Source organism: Sphingomonas sp., assembly GCF_965227385.1.
Lineage (GTDB): Bacteria > Pseudomonadota > Alphaproteobacteria > Sphingomonadales > Sphingomonadaceae > Sphingomonas.
Genome location: NZ_OZ245750.1, coordinates 1836893 through 1861089 on the forward strand (window position 1 = coordinate 1836893; position 24197 = coordinate 1861089).

A 24197-nucleotide genomic window follows, 5' to 3' on the forward strand; every position below is an offset into this window, starting at 1 on the left:
ATCCTAATCCTCCCCCGCAAGGGGGAGGTGGCGTCGCAGGCGACGGAAGGGGAGGGCGGCTGCGTCCCTGACTTCGTGCGGACCGCTTCCTCCCTTCCGTCATCGCTCCGCGATGCCACCTCCCCTTGGCGGGGGGGGGTTAAGAATGCGCGCTCCATCCCGCATTGACCTGATATAAAGATATCTTTATATCTATATACCTATGAACACGGCTCTCGAATCCTTCCGCGCGCTCGCGGATTCGACGCGGTTGCGCATCCTCGCGCTGCTGCGACTGATGGAGCTGTCAGTGGGTGAGCTGGCGCAGGTGCTGGGGCAGAGCCAGCCGCGCGTAAGCCGCCATGTGAAGATCCTGTGCGACGCGGGCTTGGCCGAGCGGCGCAAGGAAGGCAGCTGGGTGTTCGTCGCGCTGGGCGAGGCGAAGCGGACCGGCCCGATCCTGGCGGCGATGGATGCGTGGCGCGGCGCCGATGAGGATCACTGGGCGGTGGCGGACAGTGCGCGGCTTGCCGCGGTGCGCGCCGATCGCGCGGCCGCGGCGGCCGAGTGGTTCGAGGCGCATGCCGGGGAATGGGACGCGATCCGGTCGCTGCACGTGGCGGAAGAACAGGTCGAGGCGGCGATGGTCGCAGCGCTGGGCGAGGCGCGGATCGCGCGGCTGATCGATATCGGCACCGGCACCGGGCGGATGCTCGAGCTGTTCGCGCCGCATGCCGACAGCGCATTGGGCATCGACCGCTCGTCGGAAATGCTGCGACTGGCGCGGGCGAAGCTGTCCGAACAGGGCGTCGTCAATGCCGAGCTGCGCCAGGCGGACCTGTACGCGCTGCCAATGAGCGATGGTGAGGCGGATGCCGCGATCCTGCACCATGTGCTGCACTTCGCGCAGCAGCCGGGGGCCGCGATCGGCGAAGCGGCGCGGGTGCTGAACGGCGGCGGGCGCCTGCTGATCGTCGATTTCGCGCCGCATGACCGCGAGGAATTGCGCACGCGCGAGGGGCATGTGCGCCTGGGCTTTTCGGACGATCAGATGCTCGGCTGGTTCGGCAAGGCGGGGCTGGCGCCGGTCCAGACCCAGACGCTGGAGGGCGGCGCGCTGACCGTGAAATTATGGCTGGGCCGCAAGGCGGGGCAGCCGGGTGAACAACTGCCAGTGAATGAGGTGAAGGCAGCATGAGTATCGATCGGGATCCGTCCGCACCGCCGCTGTTCGCGGATGTTGCCGGCGACATCGACGTCAGCTTCGAATTTTTTCCGCCCAAGACCGAGGCGATGGAAAAGACGCTGTGGGAATCGGTCGAGACGCTGAGCCCGTTCGATCCGCGTTTCGTGTCGGTGACCTATGGCGCGGGCGGGACGACGCGGGAGCGGACGCACAACACCGTCGCCCGGATCGCGCGCGAAACGCCGATCGCGGTCGCCGCGCACCTGACCTGCGTCGATGCGACCAAGGCCGAGATCGACGCGGTGGCTGAGGAATATTGGGCGGCGGGCGTGCGCCACATCGTCGCGCTGCGTGGCGATCCGCCGCGCGCGGGTGAGAAATATGCGACGCACCCGGGCGGGTACGAGAATGCCGCCGATCTCGTCGCTGGCCTGCGCAAGCTGCATCCGTTCGAGATTTCGGTGGCGGCCTATCCCGAATGCCACCCGGATTCGCCCGATGCGGCGCATGACCTGGACAACCTCAAGCGCAAGATCGATGCGGGCGCGAACCGCGCGATCACGCAGTTCTTCTTCGAGGCCGATACCTTTCTGCGCTTCCGCGATGCGGCGGCGGCGGCGGGGATCGATGCCGAGATCGTGCCGGGGATCATGCCGGTGATGAGCTTTGCCGCGGTCCAGAAGATGTCGGCGATGTGCGGGACGGCGGTGCCGGGCTGGATGGAGCGGCTGTTCGAGGGGCTGGACGACCGCCCGGCGGCGCGCCAGCTCGTATCCGCCACGCTGGCGGCGGAATTGTGCCGCAACCTCTATGCGGGCGGCGTGCGGCAGTTCCACTTCTACACGCTCAACCGGGCGGAGCTGAGCTACGCGATCTGCCATTTGCTCGGGGTGCGCCCGCGCGGCGCGGCGGCGAGCGTCGCGGCGTGAACTTCCCCTCCCGCTTGCGGGAGGGGTTAGGGGAGGGCCTGTCGGAGGCCAGACCTTCCCGTGATTGAACAGGCCCTCCCCCGGCCCCTCCCGCAAGCGGGAGGGGAGAGAGAAAAGACATGACACCACGCGAAAAACTGCTGGCCGAAGCCGCCAAGCGCATCCTGATCACCGATGGTGCATTCGGCACCGAGATCCAGAACTGGAAGCTGGACGAGGCCGCCTATGCCGGCAATCTCGGCCTCAGCCACGACCAGAAGGGCAATAACGACATCCTCGCCCTGACAATGCCGGAAGTACCCGCCAGCATTCACCGCGCCTATTTCGAGGCGGGGGCGGATATTGCCGAGACCAACACCTTCTCCGCCAACCGGATCAGCCAGGCCGATTATGGCGCCGAGCATCTGGTGCGCGAAATCAACGTCGAGAGCGCCAAGCTGGCGCGGTCGATCGCGGACGAGTTCGAGGGCAAGGACGGGCGCCCCCGCTTCGTCGCCGGGGCGCTCGGCCCGACCAACAAGACGCTGTCGCTGTCGCCCGACGTCAACGATCCGGGCTATCGCGAGATCGATTTCGACACGCTGAAGGACGTGTATCGCGAACAGATCGACGCGCTGGTCGAAGGTGGGGTGGACTTCATCCTGATCGAGACGGTGTTCGATACGCTCAACGCCAAAGCCGGCGTGATGGCGGCGATCGAGGCGGGTGAGGCGCTGGGCCGCGACCTGCCGATCATGATGTCGATGACGCTGACCGACCTGTCGGGCCGCAACCTGTCGGGCCATACGGTCGAAGCGTTCTGGGCCGCGATCCGGCACGCCAAGCCGGTGACGATCGGGCTCAACTGCTCGTTCGGCGCGGAGCAGCTGCGCCCGCATGTCGCGACGCTGTCCAAGCTCTGCGACACGCTGATCATGGTCTATCCCAATGCCGGCCTGCCCAACGAACTGGGCGCGTATGACGAGGCACCGCACACCACGGCGGGGCTGGTCAAGGAATGGGCCGATCAGGCGCAGGTCAACATTCTGGGCGGCTGCTGCGGATCGACCCCGGCGCATATCAAGGCGATTGCCGACGCGGTGAAGGACCTGCCCCCGCGCGCGATCCCGACGCCGCCGGTGCGGACGCAGCTTGCCGGGCTGGAGCCGTTCGTGATGGCGGCGTAATTCCCCTCCCGCTTGCGGGAGGGGCTAGGGGAGGGCCTGTCCTCCTCTGCGCCGCCCGAGACTGACACGCCCTCCCCCGACCCCTCCCGCAAGCGGGAGGGGGGAAAAAGAAGAACCAATGACCGCGACCACCACCTCCACCGCCTTCGTCAATATCGGCGAGCGCACCAACGTCACCGGCTCTGCCAAGTTCAAGAAGCTGATCATGGCCGGCGACTATACCGCCGCGGTCGAGGTCGCGCGGCAGCAGGTCGAGAATGGCGCGCAGGTGATCGACGTCAACATGGACGAAGGCCTGCTCGACGCGCATGAGGCGATGACGACCTTCCTCAAGCTGATCGCCGCCGAGCCGGACATCGCGCGCGTGCCGGTGATGATCGACAGCTCCAAATGGGACGTGATCGAGGCGGGGCTGAAATGCGTGTCCGGCAAGCCGATCGTCAATTCGATCAGCATGAAGGAAGGCGTGCCGCAGTTTCTGGAGCACGCCCGCAAATGCATGAACTATGGCGCTGCGGTCGTGGTGATGGCGTTCGACGAGGTCGGCCAGGCCGATACCCAGGCGCGCAAGGTCGAGATTTGCGAGCGGGCGTACAAGGAGCTGATGGCGATCGGCTTCCCGCCCGAGGACATCATCTTCGACGCCAACGTGTTCGCGGTCGCGACGGGCATCGAGGAGCACAATAACTACGGCGTCGACTTCATCGAGGCGGTGAAGGAGATCAAGGCGCGTTGCCCGCATGTCCATTTTTCGGGCGGGCTGTCGAACCTCAGCTTCTCGTTCCGCGGCAACGAGCCGGTGCGCCGCGCGATGCACAGCGTGTTCCTGTATCACGCGATCCCCGCCGGGCTCGACATGGCGATCGTCAATGCCGGACAGCTCGACATCTATGACCAGATCGAGCCGGAACTGCGCACTGCGTGCGAGGACGTGATCCTCAACCGCGATCCGGAGGCGGGCGACCGGCTCGTCGCGCTGGCCGAGAAGTATCGCGGCACCGATGTGGTGGCGGAGAAGCAGGCGGCGGAGTGGCGCGGCTGGGCCGTCGAGAAGCGGCTGGAACATGCGCTGGTCAAGGGCATCGACCAATATGTCGTCGAGGATACCGAAGAGTGCCGCCAGAAGGCCGACAAGCCGATCGAGGTGATCGAAGGCCCGCTGATGGACGGGATGAACGTCGTCGGCGACCTGTTCGGCAGCGGCAAGATGTTCCTGCCACAGGTGGTGAAGAGCGCGCGCGTGATGAAGAAGGCGGTCGCGCACCTCCTCCCCTATATCGAGGCATCGAAGGAGCCGGGCGCGAAGGGCAAGGGCAAGGTCATCATGGCGACCGTCAAGGGCGACGTGCATGACATCGGCAAGAACATCGTCGGCGTCGTCCTGCAGTGCAACGGGTTCGAGGTGGTGGACCTTGGCGTGATGGTCCCGTGGTCGACGATCCTGCAGGCGGCGAACGAGAATGACGCCGACATGATCGGCCTGTCTGGCCTGATCACCCCCTCGCTCGACGAGATGGTGACGGTCGCCGAGGAGATGAAGCGCTCCGGCATGACCATGCCGTTGCTGATCGGCGGGGCGACGACGTCGAAGGTGCATACCGCGCTAAAGATCGCGCCGGCCTATGACGGGCCGGTGGTGCATGTGCTCGACGCCAGCCGCGCAGTGGGCGTCGCCACCACGCTCGTCTCCGACACGATCCGCGACGATTATGTCGCCAAGGTCGCCGACGAATATGAGGCCGTTCGCATCGCCCGCGCCAACAAGGGGCAGAGCGACCTCGTGCCGCTGGCGGTGGCGCGCGACAATGCGTTCGAGGCGGATATGAGCCTGAAGCCCGGCCGCCCGCGCATGCCCGGCGTCCACAGCTTCCCCGATTGGGACCTCAGGGACCTGCGCAACTATATCGACTGGACCCCATTCTTCCGCGCGTGGGAGCTGGCGGGCAATTACCCGGCGATCCTGGAGGACAAGGTGGTCGGCGAAAGCGCGACCAGCCTGTTCGCCGATGCACAGAAGATGCTCGACAAGATCATCGCGGAACGCTGGCTGACCGCGCGCGGCGTGGCCGGACTGTGGCCGTGCCGCCGCCAGAGCGACGACATCATCGTCCATGTCGAGGACGAAAAGCATGTCACGCTGCCGATGCTGCGCCAGCAGATCCAGAAGCGCGAAGGGCGGGCGAATATGTGCCTGGCCGACTTCATCGACCGGCAGGGCGACTGGATCGGGGGCTTTGCGGTTTCGATCCACGGCATCGAGCCCCATCTGGCGCGGTTCAAGGCAGCGATCGACGATTATTCGGACATCCTGCTCAAGGCACTGGCCGACCGTCTGGCCGAGGCGTTCGCCGAGCGGCTGCACCATTTCGTGCGCACGGCGCTGTGGGGCTATGCCGAGGGCGAGCAGCTGACCAACGAGGCGATGATCAAGGAACAGTATCGCGGCATCCGCCCGGCGCCGGGCTATCCCGCCTGTCCCGAGCACAGCCTCAAGCCGATCCTGTTCGAGATGCTCGACGCGCACAAGAATACGGGCGTGTCGCTGACCGAAAGCTTTGCAATGCTGCCGACCGCAGCGGTCAGCGGCTTTTACTTCGGTCACCCGCAAGCCGAGTATTTCGGCGTTGCGCGCGTCGGACGCGACCAGCTCGAGGATTATGCGGCGCGGCGCGGGATCAGCGTCGAACTGGCGGAGCGCTATCTGCGGCCGAACCTGGACTGATCAACCGATCAGCAGGTGGATCGCGATGCAGGTGGCGACGCCGACGATCACGTTCATCGGAATGCCGATCTTGACGAAGTCCGAGAAGCGATAGTCTGCGGCGGCATAGACCATCGTGTTGGTCTGATAGCCGATCGGCGTGGCGAAGCTGGCCGAGGCGGCGAACATGACCGCGACGATCAGCGCGGTGGGATCGTTGCCGGTCGCCTGCGCGAGGCCGATCGCGACCGGGGTCATGATGACGGCGACGGCGTTGTTGGTCACCGCCTCGGTCAGGATCGAGGTCAGGAAATACAGCACCAGGATCAGCATCAGCGGCGATAGCGTGCCGAGCCAGGGGGAGGCGGTATCGACGATCAGACCGACGGTGCCGATTCGGTCGAGCGCCGCGCCGATGCCAAGCATGGCGAGGATCAGCACCAGCACGCTGCCGTCGATCGAATTCCACGCCTCTTCCGGGTCGATGCAGCCAGTGACCAGCACGATCCCGACGCCGAGGATGGCGAGCGTCAGGATCGGCGCGACGCCCAGCGCCGCAAGCAGCACGACCCCGGCGAGGGTGAGCACCGCAATCGGCGCGCGACGGCGACGGAACGCGCGCACCGCGCTGGTGTCGCCGACGATCAGATTGGGGTTTTCCCGCAGCGCCGCCGCGCCATTGGCATCGGCGGCGACCAGCAGGCTGTCGGCAGCGCGCAGCCGTACGCTGCCCAGGAAAGGCCCGGGCAAATGACGCGCACGGCCGATGCCGAGGATCCGGGCAGGGAGGTTCGACAGGAACGGGATCTCGCGCAGATGCCGACCCAGCGTCGGGTGCGACGGGGCGATCGTCACGCCGATCAGCCGCACATCCTCGGCCCGCGCATCCTCCGACAGGCGGATCGGCTGGCCGACATTCTGAAGCCCGACGCGCACGTCGCTGCGCCGCGCCAGTCCGTCCAGTTCGTTCGCCGAGGCGGAGACGACCAGTCGGTCCTCGCCGGATATCACCAGGTGTGGTGCCGGATCGCGCAGCAGGTCGTTGCCGCGCCGAACCCCGATCAGCCGCACCGCGTCGCGCTTGAGGAAGCCGAGCTCGGAGATCATAGGCGGACGGTCGGCTAGCTCGCCGATCAGCTGCAGGTCGGTGAGATAGGTGAGGTGGTGCTGGTCGGCGCTGTCGTCGTCATCGCGGGCGGGCAGCAGGCGCGGGCCGAGGACCAGCAACGTCGCGACCCCCGCCGCCATGGTACACAGCCCGACCAGCGTGATGTCGAAAATGCCGAAGCCGGGCTGCCCCTGCGCCCGTGCGACGCCATCGACGAGCAGGTTGGTCGAGGTGCCGACGAGCGTCAGCGTGCCGCCCAGGATGCTGAGATAGGACAGCGGGATCAGCAGGCGGGTGGCGGGGATCTGCACCGCCTTCGCCAGGCGTTTGACGATCGGGATCAGCACGATCACCACCGGCGTATTGTTGATGAAGGCCGGGGCGGTGGCAGCGCCGACGAACATTTCGGCGACAGTGCGGCGCGGCGCAACGGCCGCGCGACGGACGAGCATGCTCGCCACCGCTTCGATCGCGCCGGTGCGGATCAGCGCGCTCGACAGCACGAAGAAAGCGGCAATCGTGATCGGAGCCGGGTTGGCGAACGACGCGCCGATCATGTCGGGCGTCAGCCAGCCAAAGGCGATCGCGGCGGCGGTGCCGAACACCGTAATTGTCACTGGGGGAAAGCGCTCGGTCGCAAAGGCGATGAACAGCGCGATGATGAAGGCAAGGCCCAGCAGGGGTTGGTGCGACGCAAGCGCTGCGCCGATCGCGTCGATCATGCTCGTAACCTAGCGGTCCGCCGCCCGCGATACTACCCTGTGCCTCTGGTCAGGCGGCAGGAAAGCTGCCGCGCGTACGGTTGGCAAAGGCGACCAGGCTGAGCATCACCGGCACCTCGACCAGCACGCCGACGACGGTGGCGAGCGCCGCGCCGCTCGACAGGCCGAACAGGCCGATCGCGACCGCCACCGCCAGCTCGAAGAAGTTCGACGTACCGATCAGCGCGCACGGGGCGGCGATATTGTGCGGGACGCGCCACGCCTTGGCCGCGGCATAGGCGATAGCGAAGATGGCATAGGACTGGATCAGGATCGGCACCGCGATCAGCGCGATCAGCAGCGGGTTGGCGACGATCGTTTCCGCCTGAAACGCGAACAGCAGCGCCACGGTGGCGAGCAGGCCGATGATCGACCATGGCTTCAGATGCGCGGTGAAGGCGTCGACTGCGCCGGCATCTCCGCCATGCGCAGCGACCACCCGGCTTCGGGTGATGGCCCCGGCCACCAGCGGGATCACGACATACAGCGCGACCGACAGCAGCAGCGTCTGCCACGGCACGACGATATCGGTGACGCCGAGCAGCAGCGCGACGATCGGGGCAAAGGCGATAATCATGACAAGGTCGTTCACTGACACCTGCACCAGCGTATAGGCCGGGTCCCCCCTGGTCATCTGTGCCCAGACGAATACCATCGCGGTGCAGGGCGCGGCACCGAGCAGGATCAGTCCGGCGATATATTGCTGACCCAGGTCGCGCGGGATCAGGTCGGCATAGATAAAATCGAAGAACAGGATGGCGAGCGCGGCCATGGTGAAGGGCTTGATCAGCCAGTTGACGACCAGCGTGATCACCAGCCCCTTGGGCTTGCGCCCGACATCGCGGATGCTGGCGAAATCAACCCCGACCATCATCGGATAGATCATCGCCCATACCAGCACCGCGACGACCAGATTGACCGAGGCGACTTCCAGCCCCGCCAGCGCCATGGTGACGCCGGGCGCGATCAGGCCGAGCGCGAGGCCGGCGAGGATCGCCAGCGCGACCCAGAGCGAAAGCCAGCGCTCGAACAGGCCGAGCGGGGAGGATTTGTCGGTCATGATGGTCCTGTCAGGAAAGTCGGTTGCCGGTGGCGTCGACGACGCGTTCGCCTTCCTCCTTGATGAAGGCGCCGCGCTGGGCGGTGGGGAGCAGGTCGAGCACCGCTTCGGACGGACGGCACAGGGCAACGCCGAGCGGGGAGACGAGCACCGGGCGGTTGATCAGCACCGGATGCGCCAGCATCGCGTCGAGCAGCGCATCGTCGGACAGCGTCGCGTCGTCGAGGCCGAGTTCAGCATAGGGCGTTCCCTTCTCGCGCAGCCAGTCGCGTGGCGTCGCGCGTGCGCGGGCGAGCAGATCGACCAGCAGCGCGCGGCTGGGCGGGGTCTTCAGATACTCCACCACATGCGGCTCGATCCCGGCATTGCGGATCATCGCCAGCGCATTGCGCGACGTGCCGCAATCGGGGTTGTGGTAGATGACGATGTCGACCGGTGCCATTGCGCGATCCCTCAGCAGCAGGCGGATTTCGGAACCAACGCGATCTGCGGCGCGCAACAGGCATCGGCGCGCGCATTGTCCGACAGCGCCGACAGGGCAGGGGAGTCGCCGTACACCGTCGCTTCGCCCTCGGTCAGGAACGCTTCCCACACCACGCCATCGGGATCGGCGATCCAGCTCTTTTCGCTCTTGGCGTAGCAACAGGTGGTCGCGCCTTCCTCCAGCACTGGACGGTCGGCGGCCTTGAGGCGGCCATAGACTTCGACCAGTTCGTCGCCATCCTCGACCTGAATGCCGAGATGTTCGATGCCGGTCGCAGCGTGGTTGCCCGCCGAGATCGCGAAGTTGACGCGCGGGTCCTCCAGCATCCACTTGGCATAATCGGGCTTGGTCACGCTGGGTGCCGCCCCGAACAGGGTGGAATAGAAGGCGATCGAGCGATTGAGATCGGTGACGCCGACATGGACATGCATACGCTTCATGCGGTCTTCCTTTCGGACGGTTCCGCTGCGGTCGCGCACCCCGCGCCGCCGCAGCAATTCTCCATGAGGTAGCCGAGCAGCCCGTTCATCGCGGCATAGTCGGCGGCGTAGATCAACGATCGCCCTTGCCGCGTCTGGCTGACCAGCCCGGCGCGGTTGAGATGGGCGAGATGGAAGGAAAGCGACGAGGCGGGGACGCCCAGTTCTTCGGCGATCGCCCCGGCGGGTAGGCCGTCCGGTCCGGCCTGAACCAGCAGGCGGAACAGCGCGAGGCGATGTTCCTGTGCCAGTGCGGACAGGGCGGTTACGGCGGTGCTGTCGTTCTTTATTTCCATGATCGTGGAAATATCGAGTTGATCGGCTAGCCGCAAGCTATATTTCGATGATCGTGGAAGCATCGAAGTGTCACTGGAAATCGCGCCTGACTCTCCGCGAAAATCGGGCTACGCTTGCGCAAACGACCGGAGAGCATGCCATGGCCAAGTTCCCGAAGATCGACAGCCCCTGTCCCTACAAGGCCGACCTGGCCGCGATCATGGGCGGCGATTTCTGTCGCATGTGCAAGCGCGAGGTGTTCGACCTGTCCGGCTGGAGCGACGGCGAGCGCGTGGCGTTCCTGAAGGGGTGCGAGACCGAGGTGTGCGTGCGCTATACGCTGCCCGTGCGGCCGGCGCTGGCGGCTGCTGCGCTGGCGGCGGCGGTGGTCGGGCTGCCGGCGGCGGCGCAGGATGTGGCCCCGACGCCGATTGAGGTCGCGACCCCGGACGAGGATTATGACATGATCATCGTCGGTGGGATCAAGGATCCCAAGGCGGTGGCGATGGTCGACGATCCGGCCGATGCGACTCTGCCCGAACTCCCGGTCGTCTATGACGACGCGCCGCAGCCGGTTACGGTGAAGCCCGCGTCCTGACCTCTGCCAGCGATTGCCAGTCGAGCAGGCTGGCGAACTGACCCGCCGCGGCGATCGAGCGCGCATCGCCATCGCCGATGGTCAGCGCGATATGCGTGGCGTCGAACCCATCGAGTGACATGTCGAAGCTGCGCCAGGCGCCGTCGACATAAGCGAGCGTCCAGCTGTGCGGCATGAACACGTTGCTGACCCCGTGATAGCGTTCGCGCGAATAGACGAGGCCGCTGGCGACGCGGGTCGGAATGCCCGCCGCGCGCCCGAGTGCCGCGAGCACCACTGCATCCTCGGTGCAATCTCCCGCCCCCGATGCCAGCGCATCGGCGGCGCTGCGATGGCCGGTGAAGTCGATTTTGTGCATGGCCGTGCGGGCGCGGACCGCCAGCTCCTCCATCGTGCGCGCTTTCGACAGCTGGCGGCGGATCACCGGGCGGGCGAGCGCAATGACGCGGGGATGGTCGTGTTGCAGCCAGGCGGTGGCGCGGCGCGCATCGGCAAGGGTCGCCGGATCGCCGGGCAGGCCGAGGCCGCAGCTTGTGCAGATATCGAGCGTCACGCCGGTCGCATCAAGGGTCACGCGCTGTTCGCCGGTCGCTGGCGGGGCAAAGGCGATGCCGTCGATAAAGCCGAAACGGTAGCGGATATGGCCCTGCGCGGCGGCCGGGCCGATCCGCACCGGCGACTTGGCAATGACGTTGCGCAACAGGCGATAGGGCGGGTGCGGGCGCAGCGCAGTGTCGCGGTCGGCGGGGCGGGTGGTGACCGCTACACCGAACATCGGCTGGATCGCCGCGACGATGCGCCCCGATGCGTCGAGATCGAGCCGCACGATGCCGCGCAGCTCCGTGCCCTCATAGCGTTTGCGCAGCACCGTCAGCGTGCCGGGGCGCTGGGTCGGCGCGCGTTCGATCGTCACGCGCTCGACCAGCCCGGCGGCGGAATTGAGGTTGAGAAAGGCGAGCGGGGCGTCCCCGGTCCAGCCGCGCATCAGCCCCTCGCCATTGTCGAAACGTGTGCCGGTGGGCAGCGCGACGCGGGTGACGTGGCGACCGCTCTCGCTCTGGCGCGTGATGGTCGCGCTGGCCCCTGCGATCCGGGTTTCGGTGCGGCTGATGGTGCGGCCGTCGCGCGACTCGGTCACAATCAGTAGCGGGCGGCCCGATCGGTCGAAGCTGGTCGTGGTCGTATCGGTCAGCGTGGTGCTCGGTCGCTCGCCATCGGCCAGCCGGAGTTCGCGCAGTTCGACCGTCTCGCGACCCTCGGGCAGCGCGCGGCTGGCGGTGCTGGCATGGCCCAGCACCGCGCCGGCATCGTCGGCGATGACATACCAGCCCTGCGGAGCAGGATCCGCCTGACGCGCGCCGGGCAGTGCTGCGATGGCGAGGATGAGAAGCGGCAGGCGGCGCAGCATCCGGTGATGCTAAGCCCCCCGCGCGCGTGGCGCTAGGGGCCGCTCAACCTTCCCCGCCGCCCGACAGATCCTGGTAGAACATCAACGCATTGCCGTCGGGGTCGTAGAAGGTGAGCAGGCGCACCATGCCCGGAATCTCGTTGATCGGGCCGTCCTGCCGCACCCCCGCAGCATCCAGCGCCGCCTTGGCCGCGTCGAGATCGGTGACGCCGAAGGTCAGCGTCGCGCCGCCGGGGCCGCCCGCGCTTTCGACCTGAGACAGGCCGACGCTGACGCGCGCGACCGACGAGGTCAACTCGCACCATGCGATCTCGTCCATCCGGTACATCAGCGTCATGCCGAGCACATTCTCGTACCAGGGAATCGACCGGTCGAGGCTGGTGACGCTGAGCGCACAGGTCAGTCCGCCGTCGTAGCTGATCGCGGTGGTGGTTGCCTCAACAGTTGCTTCGCTTGCCATATCGTCCTCCCGACTCTATGGTTCCATTTGTATAGTAGATTGTGATTTGGTCAAGCGCGTGGATGATCCGGTTCTGACAAGTGCGGTGCTGCAGCGGCTGGCAGCGGGGCGGTGGACGATCCCCGTGCTGGCGCTGCTCAGCCGCGAACAGGGATCGCGCTTCGCGGTGATTGAGCGGCGCTTTGCGCTGTCACGCAACAGCCTGACGCGGACGCTGGCCACTCTGCGCGAACAGGGCTGGGTCATGCCCAATCCCGGCCATGGCCACCCGCTGCGCCCCGAATATGTGCTGACCGACAGCGGCCGCGCGATCGGCGCGGCGTGCGAGCGGATCGAGGATGCGCGCGTGCGGCTGGGGCTGGAGGCACCCGAGCTGTCGCGCTGGACGCTGCCGGTGGCGGGCGCGCTGGGCGATGACTGGACCCGCTTCAACGCGCTCCAGTCGCGGCTGGCACCGGTCACGCCGCGCGCACTGTCGCTGACGCTGCAAGCGATGATCGGGCAGGATCTGGTGACGCGGCGGCTGGAGGACCGGTTTCCGCCGGTGGCGCTCTATGGCCTTACCGGGCGGGGGACGGAACTGGCGGAGGCAGTGGCGGGGTGATCAGCCCGCCGTGCCATGCCCCTGCGCCAGATACTCCTCCGACTGCATCTCCATCAGGCGGCTCACCGTCCGCTCGAACTCGAACTTGCCGTCGCCCTCGGCGTAGAGGTCGATCGGGGCGGCGTCGGCCATTGCCAGCAGCTTGACCTTATGCTCGTACAACGCGTCGATCAGCGTGACGAAGCGTGCGGCTTCGTTGCGGTTTTCCGGGCCTAGCCGCGGGATGCCGACGATGATGACGGTGTGATAGCGGCGCGCGATGGCAAGATAGTCGGACGCGCCGCGTGCCTCTTCGCACAGTCGCTTGAACGAGAAGACCGCAACGCCCTTCAGCGCCTTGGGCACGTGCAGCGTGCGACCCTGTACCGACAGGTCCTCGCTCGGCACATGTGCGCGATCCTCGACCGGGTAATCGGTCAGGCGGAAGAAGGCGGCGGATAGGGTAGCGGTGTTGGCGGGGCTGTTCGGCACCAGCCACGTATCCATCGTGCCGAGCCGGTCGCGGCGATAATCGGTCGGGCCGTTCAAGGGCAGGACGTCGAGTTTGTCCCTGAGCAGCGCGATGAAGGGCAGGAAGCTGTCGCGCTGCAACCCGTCCTTGTACAGGTCGTCGGGCGGGCGGTTCGATGTCGCCACCACCGTCAGACCCTCGGCCATCATCGCGGTGAACAGGCGCGAGAGGATCATCGCGTCGGCGGTGTTGTTGATCACCATCTCGTCGAATGCGAGCAGGCGGAGGTTTTCGGCGAGCGCCTTGGCGACCGGCGGAATCGGGTCGCCCGCCTCCTTCTTGCGTTCCTCGGCGATGCGCGCGTGCACCTCGATCATGAACTCGTGGAAATGGACGCGGCGCTTGCGCTCGATGCGGACACAGCCGAAGAACAGGTCCATCAGCATCGATTTGCCGCGCCCGACGCCGCCCCACATGTACAGGCCACGGGGAGCCTCCGGCGCGCGCCGGGCGAGGCGCCACAAGACGCTGCCCTTGCGCGGTCCCTGTTCAAGTTCGTGGGCGAGATGGGCAAGGCGGCGCGCGGCGGCGGCCTGATCCGGGTCGGCGCGCAGTTCGCCGGCGGCGACCAGCGCCTGATAGCGTTCGAGCACGCCGGTCATGACACCGGCGAGGATTTGCGGACCGTGCCGGAGAAGCTGGCGAGGACATTGTCCTCCTGCCGCACCAGTCCGCGCATGAACAGCATCCGCCCGGTTTCGCGCAGCAGCTCGACCTCGGCCACGATCGGTTCGCCGATGCGGCTGGTACCGATGAACTGCGCCGACAGGTCGAGCGTCACTGCGCCGCCTGCCGACAGCACGCCAAAGCTGCGCGCGGCGGCGAACAGCGCGACGTCCATGAAGCCGAGCAGCGCGCCGCCATGGGTCGAATCGCGCAGGTTCGAATGTTCGCGCCCCGGCACCATCCGCACCAGCGCCTTGCCACCCTCGACCCGCGTCAGGATCGGGCCGAGAAAGGCGTTGAACCGCGTCGGATCGCGCAGCTCCCAGCGCTTCCATCCCGGATGGTCGGGATCGTCCACATAGACGAAATGCGTGTCGGCCTGCGACAAGTCAGGGGGGTGCCGACGCGGATCAGACGACCCGCTCGGCTTCCATCTTCTTGATCTCGGCAATCGCCTTGGCGGGGCTCAGGCCCTTGGGGCAGACATTAGCGCAATTCATGATCGTGTGGCAGCGATAGAGGCGGAACGGATCCTCCAGCTCGTCGAGCCGCTCACCGGTCGCCTCGTCGCGGCTGTCGGCCAGCCAGCGATACGCCTGAAGCAGGATCGCCGGCCCCAGGAACCGGTCGCTGTTCCACCAATAGCTGGGGCAGCTGGTCGAGCAGCAGGCGCACAGAATGCATTCATAGAGGCCGTCGAGCTTGGCGCGGTCTTCCGGCGACTGCAGTCGCTCCTTGCCCGACGGCGGCGGGGTGACGGTCTGCACCCACGGCTTGATCGATGCGTACTGCGCGTAGAAATGCGTGAAGTCGGGGACCAGGTCCTTGATCACGTCCATCGCGGGCAGCGGGGTGATCTTGATGTCGCCCTTGATATCCTCGATCGCGGTGGTGCAGGCGAGGCCGTTCTTGCCGTCCATGTTCATCGAGCACGATCCGCAAATCCCTTCGCGGCACGAACGGCGGAAGGTAAGCGAGGGGTCGATCTCGGACTTGATCTTGATCAGCGCGTCCAGGACCATCGGCCCGCACTCGTCGAGGTCGATGGTGAAGCTGTCGTAGCGCGGATTCTTCCCCGAATCCGGGTCATAGCGATAGATGGTGAAGGTTTTTTTCCGCGATGCTCCCGCCGGCGCCGGATGCGCCTTGCCCTTCGTGATCTTGCTGTTCTTCGGCAGGACGAAATCGGCCATCGGGAACCTCTTAAACTACACCGCAAACGGGGCGACGACGCAGTCGCTCCCGCCCAGATTGCAGGCCAGATACATAACCGCTGCCCGCGCTGCAAACATAAGGTGACCCGTGTCTGAACTCAATTGGAGCGCAGGCAAGATTGTGCGCGCGCGGCACCCATGTGGGAGAGGGAAATCTCCCTCCCACACATGGTGCCGGCCGGTCAGGCTGCCGACGGGTCGGCGGTGCGGCCGCTCCAGTCGAGATTGCGGGTGAGATACATCACCGCCGCCAGCGCTGCGAACAGCAGCAGCGATCCGATCAGCAGCGAATAGGCTTCGAGGCTGAGCAGGATGTAGAGCACGCCATAGAGCGCCACGAGCAGGCCGGCGATGAACCCGGCACGGCGGCCGCTGCCCAGCACCGCGGCGCTGTAGGCGGTCAGCAGCGCGATCACGCCGCCCGCCGCGACCAGATAGGCGGGGGCAAAACCGATCACCTCGGCAAAGGCGAGCAGCAGGACGAAGAACAACACCAGCCCCGCGCCGACCAGCAGATACTCCACCGCCGACACGCGCACGCCTGCGACGACATCGAACAGCAGGAACGCCATGAAGGTGAAGCCGATGAACAGGAAGCCGTATTTCACGCTGCGATTGACCTGCGCGTAGAGATCGACCGGCTGGATCAGTCCGACCTGCGCTGTGGCCGATGGGGCGGGGAGGGCGGCGCGCGTGTCATAGGCCACTTGCGGCTCGCGGGAGTCGGCGGACGAGTCGCTCGTGGTCACCAATGTCGTGCCGAGCGCGAGGTTCGAGATGCGATAGGTCGCGCTGAACCCGCTGGCCGTATTGCTGTGCTGTTCGGGCAGGAAACCGCCGGTGTAGCTCGGATGCTGCCACGGCGAGGTGACGGTCCAGCGGGTCGCGCCGGCACGCGGGGCAAGCGCGACAACCGAATGGCCGCGCAGGGCATAGGCAAATTTGGCGGTGACCGTCCGCTCGCGCAGGGCGGACGCGTCGACATTGGCGAAGAAACCCGATCCGCCGGTGGCCGCGACGCCGTTGCCCGGCTGCGCGGGGGCGGACTGGCCATCGATGGTGATGCGGTTCGCTGGCTTCAGCCCGCGCGGATCGGCGACGCCGAAGCGCAGTTCGGCCTTGTCATATTCGAGGCTGGCGAGATCGACGATGCGCGCGGCGTCGGGTGGCAGGCGGAAGGACGCGCTGCCCGAAATGTCGGCATCGTAGACCACCGACTCGTAGATCGATCGCGTGCGCCGGTCGGGCTTGATCCGCGTATCCATGTCGAGCGTTGCCGGGGCGATAAACAGCTGTCGGCGCTGCACGCTGGTGCGGGTCACCGACTTGCCATTTTCCTGCACCGTCTCCGTCACGGGCAGGGAATAGGGGATGACGAGCAGCGGTCCGGCCAGGGTCTGCGGGCCGCCCCATCCCTCGGCGATGCTGCTGCGTGCGGTCTCCGACTGGTTCTGCCGGTCGTAGACGAGCAGATAGACTGCGAAGAGCGGAATGGTCAGGACCGCGCCGACGAGCAGCGCAAGCAGCAGTTTCATTCCCGGCGAGCGGTTGGGTGCGGATAGGTCCATGAGCGACTCCTGTCAGTGAAGTCGCCGACCTAACGCGCCGCAGCCCGGCCGCCATGAGCGATGGGTGAGGCTTTTCTGAGGGCGTCAGATCACGTCGAGGACGAGGCCCAGGTCACGCGCTTCCTCTGCTTCCAGATACAGGTTCGACGGCGCTTTCCTGCACAGATCCTCGAACGCCAGCTTCGATCCGGCCACGATGTCGCGGAACCCCTCCTCCTCGATGCGGATCGATTCCTCGATCTCGTGCAGCTTGGCCTGCAGGATCGGAACCAGCGTCTTGAGCGGACCTTCGAGGTGGATGTCGGCGGTGAGCTTGCGCTCGTGGATCATCAGCCGCGTGCCTTGGGTCAGGAAGCGCTTGTCGACCGGGAAATGCGCCATGAACGTCGCGCCCGCCGAATAGACCGCGACCTTGCCCAGGAACAGGATCTCGCGCCCGGTGAACTCGCGCAGCAGCCGGACTTCGTCGCCCATCAGCCGCGCGACTTCCGGATCGCCGCCGAGCGTCGAAATCGCGATGACCAGCGTGCCTTCGGTCGGCGCATTGGCGAGCTGGTCGCGAAAACTCTGGTACATCGCATGGTCGACCGGACCGGACAGGCAGATGTGCGGCGTCGCAAGCAGCGGATAGCGCGTGCTGTAGGGGGCGGGCGCAGCCGGCGCGGGGGGCGCGTCGGGGGCTGGGGCGGGGATGTCGAATGTCTGGGTCATCGCCCGCGCAACCATCGGCCGGGGACTAGGTTCCAGAGGCCGCCGCCGCAACGCATCGCGCACGCCGATCACGACCAGCGCAACACCGGCTGCGATCAGCGCCAGGAAGGCAAGGGGGATGAGCGTTTCCACGCGGCCTCAACCCGCCAGCGGGCAAAAGGATCAGCGTCACGGACCCTGCAGGCTGTCGACCGACGGCCGGCCCACGGGCTGGGTTGCGACCTTGGGCATCCGCGCCTCCAGCGGCTTCAGCCATGCCCGTACCTCGACCCCGATGCTCTGCTGCGGCAGCGAGGGCTTGAGCTCGCCTCGCGACTCCCATGCGGCGATCTCGGCCAGGGCGGCGGTCACCGCCGCGTCCAGCGGCTGGGGCTTGCGCAGCGCACGATTGACCAGCGCGTCGCCGAAAAAGGTCCAGTCATTCTCCGCCGCGCAGCCGAACGACGAGCGGTCGGACGCCGCAGCGCTGATCACGGCGCTGTGCGGCCCGGACAGGGACGGAACGAACACGCCCGAATAGCAGGCGCTGATGATCAGCAGGCGACGCTCGATCCCGTGCGCGCGCAGCAGCGCGGCAAGGCGCCGGGGCGACATCGCGCCGAAACCCTCATTGCCGTCGTTATAGACGACCCCGAACGGCGCGCCGTGGCTGGTGGCATAGAGGATCAGCACATCCTCCTGCTCGTCCATCACCTCCGCAATGCGGGCGAGCGCCGCTTCGAAATTTGCGGGCGATCCCATCGGGAGCGGTGAGGGCGCCTTGCCGTCGCTGCCGCCGAGCGTGATCGTGCGCCCGACCGCGTCGTAGCGCCGCGCGAGCACCTTGCCCGCCTCCCGCGCCTCGCGCCCGAAGACGGGGTCGCTGTCGAGCGCGATCGACAGGACATAGGCATCGACCACCCCCTTGCGCTGGGGGAGCACGGCGCCAAGCGCGCGGCTCAGGCGGCGATGCTCGGCGAGGGCGTAGCTGGCGGGCCGATCCCGCTCGATCTGGGTGCCACCATCGGCCTGTTGCACCACCTCCTCCGGCGTCGAGCGCGTCAGGGCGGGCGGCGGGGGCGCGGTGTGCTTGGGCGGAGTATAGGGCTGTTGCTGAGCAGACGCGGCGACGATAACGCAAGATGCCGCCCCAAGCGCAGCGCGGAGCAGAACGGCGCGGTTGCCCGGTACCGGGCTCACAATCCGTCCAGTCGCAACAAGTCCGCCAGCGTGACGCGCTTAACATAGAGCGGCAGGGGCTGACCGTCGCCATGATCGACCACCCGATGGAGCGTCATGCCGATCCGCTTGCACCATTCTTCGCCCTTGCCGCGCGCGGCGGTGGCGATGAGTTCGACCGATCTGTCCGGATGGTGCAGATATTCTTCGATGATAAATCGGCGCAGGCCGTACATCAGGGCCATGCCGCGCCGCGCCCCCCGTCTGGTGTCGGCCTCCATCACCGCAACGCCAGGGACGATGACATATTCCGCCTCACGATTCTGGGCGGTGGGCAAAAGCTGTTCAGCGGTCAGATCTTCCTCGATCAACGTGCCCGCCTTGATGGCCTCCGCGGCCTCGCGCGTGATCGGCCAGCAGGATGCAAAGCCCACCATCTGCGCCTGATCCTTGCTGTACAGTCCGATCGATCGGCGCTGGTTGCGCTCAAACATCCGATAGACTTCGTCATTCGGCGGCGTCGCACCTTGAAAAATGGCGGGAACGATCCGCTCTTGAATGTCGCGGAGCAGCGCCAGGCTGTCGATCGGCAGGATTACCAGCTCCTCGCCGTGAGCCGGTGGCGGCATCGACAGGCCGTACCGCCCGATCTCGCGCGCATAAAACGCGATATAGCCGAGCAGAAACACCAGCACGAGGGCGGCAAGGATCGCATAGACGACCAGCTTGCCAAGGCCCATATTCTCGACCAGCAGGTCGGTCCCCGCGTCCCACAGCTTCGCGACCAGGAACGCGAAGACCGAAACCAGCACAACTGCGACGATCGCACCCGATTCGCGCCGGTGCGTCAGAAATCTATAGCACTTCTTGACCAAAGCGATCGGCGCCATGCAGCCCCCTGCGATATCCGGACGCAGGATTGCATGACCGCGCTAGTGCATCAATATACCCGCTTCTTCGGCTTGATATACTCGACCTCGTCGGTGAGCGTGTAGTCGTGGACCGGGCGATAATCGATCGCCACACCGCCGCCTTTGCCGCCCCAGCCTTCGAAGCTCGCCACGGTGTGCTTCATCCAGGTCGCGTCGTCGCGATCCGGGAAGTCCTCGTGCATGTGGGCGCCGCGCGATTCCTTGCGGTTGTCGGCGCTGCGGATGGTGACGACGGCCTGGCTGATCAGATTGTCCAGCTCCAGCGTCTCGATCAGGTCCGTGTTCCAGATCAGCGAACGGTCGGTGACGCCGACATCGTTCATGCTCTGATAGATCGCGTCCATCTTGGTGACGCCTTCGGCCAGCAGCGCGGTGTCGCGGAACACCGCGGCGTGGCGCTGCATCGTGCGCTGCATCTCGGCGCGGATCTTCGCGGTCGGGGTGCCGCCCTTGGCATTGCGGAAATGGTCGAGGCGCGTCAGCGACAGCTCCTCCGACCCCTTGGGGAGCGGGTTGTGCGGCGTGTTGGGCTTGAGCAGCTCCTTGAGCCGCAGGCCGGTCGCCCGGCCGAACACGACCAGATCGATCAGGCTGTTCGAACCCAGGCGGTTGGCACCGTGCACCGACACGCACGCCGCTTCGCCGACCGCAAACAGGCCGGGGACGACCGCGTCGGGGTTGCCGTCGCGCAGCTGCACCACTTCGCCATGATAGTTGGTCGGCACGCCACCCATATTGTAGTGGACGGTCGGGACCACCGGCAGCGGCTTCTTGGTCAGGTCGACGCCGGCAAAGATCTTGCCCGTCTCGGTAATGCCCGGCAGCCGCTGGGCGAGGACATCGGCCGGCACATGGTCGAGGTGAAGGAAGATATGATCCTTCTCCTTGCCGACGCCGCGACCTTCGCGGATTTCCATCGCCATCGAACGCGCGACGACGTCGCGGCTGGCAAGGTCCTTGGCCGAGGGGGCGTAGCGCTCCATGAAGCGCTCGCCCTCGGAATTGGTCAGGTAGCCGCCCTCGCCGCGCGCACCCTCGGTGATCAGCACGCCCGCGCCATAGATACCGGTGGGGTGGAACTGGACGAACTCCATGTCCTGCAGCGCGATGCCCGCGCGCAGGGCCATGCCGTTGCCGTCGCCGGTGCAGGTGTGCGCGCTGGTCGCCGACTGGTACACGCGCCCGCCACCGCCGGTGGCCAGGACCACGGCGTGCGACCGGAAGCGGTGGATGCTGCCATCCTCCATGCACATAGCGATCACGCCACGGCACGCACCATTTTCCATGATCAGGTCGAGCGCGAAATATTCGATGAAGAAGTCCGCGTCATATTTCAGCGACTGCTGGTACAACGCGTGCAGCATCGCGTGGCCAGTGCGGTCGGCCGCAGCGCAGGTGCGCTGCACCGGGGGGCCTTCGCCCATATTCTGCATATGGCCGCCGAACGGGCGCTGGTAGATCGTCCCGTCGTCGTTGCGGCTGAACGGCACGCCGGCATGTTCCAGCTCGATCACCGCCGCCGGTGCTTCGCGCACCATATATTCGATCGCGTCCTGGTCGCCCAGCCAGTCCGATCCCTTGACGGTATCGAACATGTGCCAGGTCCAGTGATCGGGCGAATTGTTGCCGAGCGAGGCGGCGATGCCGCCCTGTGCCGCGACGGTGTGCGACCGGGTCGGAAACACCTTGGTGATGCACGCGGTCTTGAGGCCCGCCTCGGCGCAGCCCATGGTCGCGCGCAGGCCCGAACCGCCCGCGCCGACGACGACGGCGTCATAGCTATGGTCGATGATCTTGTAGGCGGCGGACATCAGGCGGGTGCTCCGGTGGCAACGGTGGTGAAGGCGATCTTGAGGATCGAGAAGATCGCGAACGTCCCGGCGGCAAGAGTGAAATAGTTGAGCAGCGTCAGCAGCACGATGCGCGTTTCATCATGCTGATAATCTTCGATCACCACCTGCAGGCCGAGACGGAAGTGATAGAAGACGCTGACGACCAGCAGGATCATCGGCACGGCGGCAATCGGTGCCGACAGCCACGCCTGCACCGTTTCATAGCCCATGTCGGGCAGGCGGATCAGGCTGACGATCAGCCAGAGCATCAGCAGCAGGTTCGACCCCGCGGTGATGCGTTGGTGCAGCCAGTGATGCGTGCCTTCATGCGCCGATCCGAGGCCGCGCACGCGACCGATGCTGGTTCCGGTGCCCATTACTTCTTCTCCACCGCGATCGGGGTTTCGGTCTTTGGTGCCTTGGCCAGTTCGCCATAGACGATCCAGCCCCACAGCGCGGCGGTCAGCGCGACCGATACGACCATGGTCAACACCGCGAAGCTCTTGTTCGTTTTCAGCTCATAACCGGCGCCGGCATCCAGGAAGAAGTGGCGGATGCCGGTCATCATGTGCTGAAAAAAGCTGAGCGTCAGCCCGACGCCCAGAATGTAGCCGATGGCGTTCGGCGCGCCGCTTTCGACCGTCAGGCAGTCGAGGAACTTGGCATAGCTCTCCGGCCCCGATGCCAGCGCACACAGCCACCACAGGAACACGCCGACCCCGACCGTCGCCATGCCGCTGCCCGTCACGCGGTGCAGGATCGAAACGAGCATGTGCGGACCCCATTTCCACACCTGCAGGTGCGGAGAGAGCGGGCGGTTGATATTGCGGGCCTTGGCCACGGCGTGTCCCCTATGATTTGCGCCTCCAAATAGCCGCCGCCGCCGCCGATGCAAGAAGCTACAGCCCGAATGGGCTTCCGGTCGCAAATCATCTGTCCCTAACTCACCCTTAACCACTTTGCTTGTAGCGATATGAGTAAGGTCCGGAGCGAAGTGCGTCCGGGACATTGGGGGATTGTTTCCGTGGCTGGAGCGCGAGCGAATACCGACATGCCCGCAAGCGGAGCGATGAGCGCGCGGATCGACATTGCAGAACGACTGCGGATCTTCGATTTCGACGGATCGTTGGATCGGCTGAGTCGCGATGTGTGGGAATTGCTCGAAGCCGACATCCGCTCGGTCTCGGAGGCCTATTGGCAGCAATGGCTGCGCTGCTTTGCCGATGAGCGCGACTGGGCGCCCGACGATACGCAGAAGATGATCGACGTTGGCATCGTCTTCCTGCGCAACCGCTTCCTCGACACGCGGGGCCGCGCCTGGATCGAATCGATCGAGCGGTCGGTAGCCGCTGCCTATGGTGCCGATGTCGCTCCGACGGCGCTGCTGTCGATGATCAACGCCAGCGATCGCGCGGCGCTCGACGTGCTGGTGCATCGCGTGGAACCGGGCGATGCGCGCCTGTCCACGCTGATCGACACGCTGATGCGTCTGTCCGCGCTGGAAAGCGACATCACGGTCGAACTCTACAATCTCTACCGCGAATATAGTGCCCAGGTGGCGCGCGACCGGCTTGCGGGCCAGTTCCGCGACTCGATCGGCACCACGGTCGAGCGGGCGTCGAGCGAGGGCGAATCGCTGCGCGCGCAGGCGAACCATACCTCGTCGGCCGCACGCGGCATGCTGGGCAAGGCGAGCGAGGTCGCTGCCGCCGCCGAGCAATCCGCGCTGGCAATGCGCGAGGCGGCGCATACTGCGGCCGGCCTCATCCGCGCGATCGAGGATGCGCGGACCGAGGTCGAGGTCGCGGCCGATGTCGCGACGCGCGCATCGGCGCAGGCCGGTGAAGCGGTGGCGATGAGCGAGATGTTGTCCGACCACGCCAAGTCGATTGAATCGATCCTGGGCCTGATCCGCGACATTGCCGGCCAGACCAACCTGCTGGCCCTTAATGCCACGATCGAGGCTGCCCGGGCGGGGGATGCCGGCCGCGGTTTTGCGGTCGTCGCGCAGGAGGTGAAGAGCCTCGCCAACCAGACCGCCCGTGCAACCGACGATATCGCCGGCAAGATCGCCGCGATCCAGTCGGCGACGCGCGGCACGGTCGAAACCAACGCTTCGATCCGCAACACGGTTCAGGAAGTCCAGGCCAGCGCCGACCGCATTCGCGGGGCGATGGAAGTGCAGGCGCAGACGGTGACCGCGATCACCGCAGCGGTCGACGAAACCGCGCTGGCGGCGGATTCGATGTCCGCGACGATCGGGGCAATCCGCGAGGAAACCGAAAGCGTCGCCAGCGATATCGAGCGGGTCGGGGCCGGTTTTGCCGCACTCGACGCCGAACTCGGCACACTCAAGAACAGCGCGGGCGAATTCGTCGCAAAAGTCGCTGCATGATGGAGGGGATC

Annotated in this window: 24 protein-coding genes; 7 read left to right on the forward strand and 17 right to left on the reverse strand. The window is 66.3% G+C overall.

Translation table 11 applies throughout. The features are described 5' to 3' along the window. The first annotated feature begins 202 nt into the window (after nucleotides 1-202). The 4 genes from ACO05N_RS08750 to metH all read left to right on the forward strand — a co-directional run bounded on the left by ACO05N_RS08750 (nucleotide 203) and on the right by metH (nucleotide 5982). A complete protein-coding gene (locus ACO05N_RS08750) occupies nucleotides 203-1177 on the forward strand; it encodes an ArsR/SmtB family transcription factor (RefSeq protein WP_422056726.1) in 975 nt (324 codons plus the stop codon). Then, complete coding sequence (gene metF / locus ACO05N_RS08755) at nucleotides 1174-2094, forward strand: methylenetetrahydrofolate reductase (RefSeq protein WP_422056727.1); 921 nt, start codon at nucleotides 1174-1176, stop codon at nucleotides 2092-2094. The genes ACO05N_RS08750 and metF overlap by 4 nt, the downstream gene beginning before the upstream one ends. A gap of 119 nt (nucleotides 2095-2213) precedes the next feature. Then, nucleotides 2214-3260 (forward strand): homocysteine S-methyltransferase family protein, encoded by a 1047-nt coding sequence (locus ACO05N_RS08760; protein WP_422056728.1) that lies wholly within the window; start codon nucleotides 2214-2216, stop codon nucleotides 3258-3260. A 118-nt stretch (nucleotides 3261-3378) separates the two neighbouring features. Continuing rightward, the gene (gene metH / locus ACO05N_RS08765) at nucleotides 3379-5982 is read left to right on the forward strand and encodes a methionine synthase (RefSeq protein WP_422056729.1); all 2604 of its coding nucleotides are present in this window, start codon (nucleotides 3379-3381) and stop codon (nucleotides 5980-5982) included. Here the strand turns inward: metH and ACO05N_RS08770 are convergent, their stop codons facing one another. Genes ACO05N_RS08770 through ACO05N_RS08790 form a run of 5 tightly spaced genes read right to left on the reverse strand, consistent with a single transcriptional unit; the run spans nucleotide 5983 to nucleotide 10149 of the window. Then, on the reverse strand, nucleotides 5983-7791 hold the full coding sequence (locus tag ACO05N_RS08770) for an SLC13 family permease (protein ID WP_422056730.1): 1809 nt from the start codon (nucleotides 7789-7791) through the stop codon (nucleotides 5983-5985). A 49-nt stretch (nucleotides 7792-7840) separates the two neighbouring features. Further along, the gene (arsB, locus tag ACO05N_RS08775; RefSeq protein ID WP_422056731.1) at nucleotides 7841-8890 is read right to left on the reverse strand and encodes an ACR3 family arsenite efflux transporter; all 1050 of its coding nucleotides are present in this window, start codon (nucleotides 8888-8890) and stop codon (nucleotides 7841-7843) included. A 10-nt stretch (nucleotides 8891-8900) separates the two neighbouring features. After that, on the reverse strand, nucleotides 8901-9332 hold the full coding sequence (gene arsC, locus ACO05N_RS08780) for an arsenate reductase (glutaredoxin) (RefSeq protein ID WP_422056732.1): 432 nt from the start codon (nucleotides 9330-9332) through the stop codon (nucleotides 8901-8903). Nucleotides 9333-9343: 11 nt separating this feature from the next. Then, entirely contained in the window at nucleotides 9344-9814 is a 471-nt protein-coding gene (locus ACO05N_RS08785; protein WP_422056733.1) for an ArsI/CadI family heavy metal resistance metalloenzyme, read from the reverse strand. Then, nucleotides 9811-10149: an ArsR/SmtB family transcription factor gene (locus tag ACO05N_RS08790; RefSeq protein ID WP_422056734.1), complete on the reverse strand. Its 339-nt coding sequence runs from the start codon at nucleotides 10147-10149 to the stop codon at nucleotides 9811-9813. Before ACO05N_RS08790 ends, ACO05N_RS08785 begins: the two co-directional genes overlap by 4 nt. 140 nt (nucleotides 10150-10289) lie before the next feature. Between ACO05N_RS08790 and ACO05N_RS08795 the strand changes: the two genes are divergently transcribed. Further along, entirely contained in the window at nucleotides 10290-10727 is a 438-nt protein-coding gene (locus ACO05N_RS08795) for a hypothetical protein (protein ID WP_422056735.1), read from the forward strand. On the opposite strand, the gene ACO05N_RS08800 is transcribed toward ACO05N_RS08795, so the two are convergent. Together ACO05N_RS08800 and ACO05N_RS08805 are read right to left on the reverse strand one after the other, a co-directional pair. Next, nucleotides 10705-12135 (reverse strand): transglutaminase-like domain-containing protein, encoded by a 1431-nt coding sequence (locus ACO05N_RS08800; protein ID WP_422056736.1) that lies wholly within the window; start codon nucleotides 12133-12135, stop codon nucleotides 10705-10707. The genes ACO05N_RS08795 and ACO05N_RS08800 overlap by 23 nt on opposite strands. Nucleotides 12136-12178: 43 nt before the next feature. Then, nucleotides 12179-12595: a VOC family protein gene (locus tag ACO05N_RS08805; protein ID WP_422056737.1), complete on the reverse strand. Its 417-nt coding sequence runs from the start codon at nucleotides 12593-12595 to the stop codon at nucleotides 12179-12181. A 58-nt stretch (nucleotides 12596-12653) separates the two neighbouring features. Between ACO05N_RS08805 and ACO05N_RS08810 the strand changes: the two genes are divergently transcribed. After that, a complete protein-coding gene (locus ACO05N_RS08810) occupies nucleotides 12654-13199 on the forward strand; it encodes a winged helix-turn-helix transcriptional regulator (RefSeq protein WP_422056738.1) in 546 nt (181 codons plus the stop codon). Here the strand turns inward: ACO05N_RS08810 and zapE are convergent, their stop codons facing one another. The 10 genes from zapE to sdhC form a co-directional block, all read right to left on the reverse strand. Continuing rightward, complete coding sequence (zapE, locus tag ACO05N_RS08815) at nucleotides 13200-14312, reverse strand: cell division protein ZapE (protein ID WP_422056739.1); 1113 nt, start codon at nucleotides 14310-14312, stop codon at nucleotides 13200-13202. Further along, on the reverse strand, nucleotides 14309-14764 hold the full coding sequence (locus ACO05N_RS08820; RefSeq protein WP_422056740.1) for a PaaI family thioesterase: 456 nt from the start codon (nucleotides 14762-14764) through the stop codon (nucleotides 14309-14311). Before ACO05N_RS08820 ends, zapE begins: the two co-directional genes overlap by 4 nt. Before the next feature lie 22 nt (nucleotides 14765-14786). Next, entirely contained in the window at nucleotides 14787-15569 is a 783-nt protein-coding gene (locus tag ACO05N_RS08825) for a succinate dehydrogenase iron-sulfur subunit (RefSeq protein ID WP_294018319.1), read from the reverse strand. A gap of 203 nt (nucleotides 15570-15772) precedes the next feature. Further along, the gene (creD, locus tag ACO05N_RS08830) at nucleotides 15773-17158 is read right to left on the reverse strand and encodes a cell envelope integrity protein CreD (protein ID WP_422056741.1); all 1386 of its coding nucleotides are present in this window, start codon (nucleotides 17156-17158) and stop codon (nucleotides 15773-15775) included. Between the two features lie 84 nt (nucleotides 17159-17242). Next, a complete protein-coding gene (locus ACO05N_RS08835; protein WP_422058724.1) occupies nucleotides 17243-17869 on the reverse strand; it encodes an ATP-dependent Clp protease proteolytic subunit in 627 nt (208 codons plus the stop codon). Between the two features lie 168 nt (nucleotides 17870-18037). Then, nucleotides 18038-19048: a C13 family peptidase gene (locus ACO05N_RS08840; RefSeq protein ID WP_422056742.1), complete on the reverse strand. Its 1011-nt coding sequence runs from the start codon at nucleotides 19046-19048 to the stop codon at nucleotides 18038-18040. Then, nucleotides 19045-19917: a hypothetical protein gene (locus tag ACO05N_RS08845; RefSeq protein WP_422056743.1), complete on the reverse strand. Its 873-nt coding sequence runs from the start codon at nucleotides 19915-19917 to the stop codon at nucleotides 19045-19047. Before ACO05N_RS08845 ends, ACO05N_RS08840 begins: the two co-directional genes overlap by 4 nt. 50 nt (nucleotides 19918-19967) lie before the next feature. Next, nucleotides 19968-21770, reverse strand: a complete 1803-nt coding sequence (gene sdhA, locus ACO05N_RS08850; protein ID WP_422056744.1) for a succinate dehydrogenase flavoprotein subunit — start codon at nucleotides 21768-21770, stop codon at nucleotides 19968-19970. Next, nucleotides 21770-22168 carry a succinate dehydrogenase, hydrophobic membrane anchor protein gene (sdhD, locus tag ACO05N_RS08855; protein WP_422056745.1) on the reverse strand — a complete coding sequence of 133 codons (399 nt, stop codon included), beginning with the start codon at nucleotides 22166-22168 and terminating at the stop codon, nucleotides 21770-21772. The genes sdhA and sdhD overlap by 1 nt, the downstream gene beginning before the upstream one ends. Next, nucleotides 22168-22632, reverse strand: a complete 465-nt coding sequence (sdhC, locus tag ACO05N_RS08860) for a succinate dehydrogenase, cytochrome b556 subunit (protein WP_422056746.1) — start codon at nucleotides 22630-22632, stop codon at nucleotides 22168-22170. Before sdhC ends, sdhD begins: the two co-directional genes overlap by 1 nt. Nucleotides 22633-22842: 210 nt before the next feature. Between sdhC and ACO05N_RS08865 the strand changes: the two genes are divergently transcribed. Then, nucleotides 22843-24186: a methyl-accepting chemotaxis protein gene (locus tag ACO05N_RS08865; protein WP_422056747.1), complete on the forward strand. Its 1344-nt coding sequence runs from the start codon at nucleotides 22843-22845 to the stop codon at nucleotides 24184-24186. The last annotated feature ends 11 nt before the right edge of the window (nucleotides 24187-24197 follow it).

What these genes read in the sequence shown, in the direction of transcription:
- ACO05N_RS08750 (WP_422056726.1), top strand. Translation starts at nt 203, where the DNA reads ATGAACACGGCTCTCGAATCCTTCCGCGCGCTCGCGGATTCGACGCGG.
- metF (WP_422056727.1), top strand. Translation starts at nt 1,174, where the DNA reads ATGAGTATCGATCGGGATCCGTCCGCACCGCCGCTGTTCGCGGATGTT.
- ACO05N_RS08760 (WP_422056728.1), top strand. Translation starts at nt 2,214, where the DNA reads ATGACACCACGCGAAAAACTGCTGGCCGAAGCCGCCAAGCGCATCCTG.
- metH (WP_422056729.1), top strand. Translation starts at nt 3,379, where the DNA reads ATGACCGCGACCACCACCTCCACCGCCTTCGTCAATATCGGCGAGCGC.
- ACO05N_RS08770 (WP_422056730.1), bottom strand. Translation starts at nt 7,791, where the DNA reads ATGATCGACGCGATCGGCGCAGCGCTTGCGTCGCACCAACCCCTGCTG.
- arsB (WP_422056731.1), bottom strand. Translation starts at nt 8,890, where the DNA reads ATGACCGACAAATCCTCCCCGCTCGGCCTGTTCGAGCGCTGGCTTTCG.
- arsC (WP_422056732.1), bottom strand. Translation starts at nt 9,332, where the DNA reads ATGGCACCGGTCGACATCGTCATCTACCACAACCCCGATTGCGGCACG.
- ACO05N_RS08785 (WP_422056733.1), bottom strand. Translation starts at nt 9,814, where the DNA reads ATGAAGCGTATGCATGTCCATGTCGGCGTCACCGATCTCAATCGCTCG.
- ACO05N_RS08790 (WP_422056734.1), bottom strand. Translation starts at nt 10,149, where the DNA reads ATGGAAATAAAGAACGACAGCACCGCCGTAACCGCCCTGTCCGCACTG.
- ACO05N_RS08795 (WP_422056735.1), top strand. Translation starts at nt 10,290, where the DNA reads ATGGCCAAGTTCCCGAAGATCGACAGCCCCTGTCCCTACAAGGCCGAC.
- ACO05N_RS08800 (WP_422056736.1), bottom strand. Translation starts at nt 12,135, where the DNA reads ATGCTGCGCCGCCTGCCGCTTCTCATCCTCGCCATCGCAGCACTGCCC.
- ACO05N_RS08805 (WP_422056737.1), bottom strand. Translation starts at nt 12,595, where the DNA reads ATGGCAAGCGAAGCAACTGTTGAGGCAACCACCACCGCGATCAGCTAC.
- zapE (WP_422056739.1), bottom strand. Translation starts at nt 14,312, where the DNA reads ATGACCGGCGTGCTCGAACGCTATCAGGCGCTGGTCGCCGCCGGCGAA.
- ACO05N_RS08825 (WP_294018319.1), bottom strand. Translation starts at nt 15,569, where the DNA reads ATGGCCGATTTCGTCCTGCCGAAGAACAGCAAGATCACGAAGGGCAAG.
- creD (WP_422056741.1), bottom strand. Translation starts at nt 17,158, where the DNA reads ATGGACCTATCCGCACCCAACCGCTCGCCGGGAATGAAACTGCTGCTT.
- ACO05N_RS08835 (WP_422058724.1), bottom strand. Translation starts at nt 17,869, where the DNA reads ATGACCCAGACATTCGACATCCCCGCCCCAGCCCCCGACGCGCCCCCC.
- ACO05N_RS08845 (WP_422056743.1), bottom strand. Translation starts at nt 19,917, where the DNA reads ATGGCGCCGATCGCTTTGGTCAAGAAGTGCTATAGATTTCTGACGCAC.
- sdhA (WP_422056744.1), bottom strand. Translation starts at nt 21,770, where the DNA reads ATGTCCGCCGCCTACAAGATCATCGACCATAGCTATGACGCCGTCGTC.
- sdhD (WP_422056745.1), bottom strand. Translation starts at nt 22,168, where the DNA reads ATGGGCACCGGAACCAGCATCGGTCGCGTGCGCGGCCTCGGATCGGCG.
- ACO05N_RS08865 (WP_422056747.1), top strand. Translation starts at nt 22,843, where the DNA reads ATGCCCGCAAGCGGAGCGATGAGCGCGCGGATCGACATTGCAGAACGA.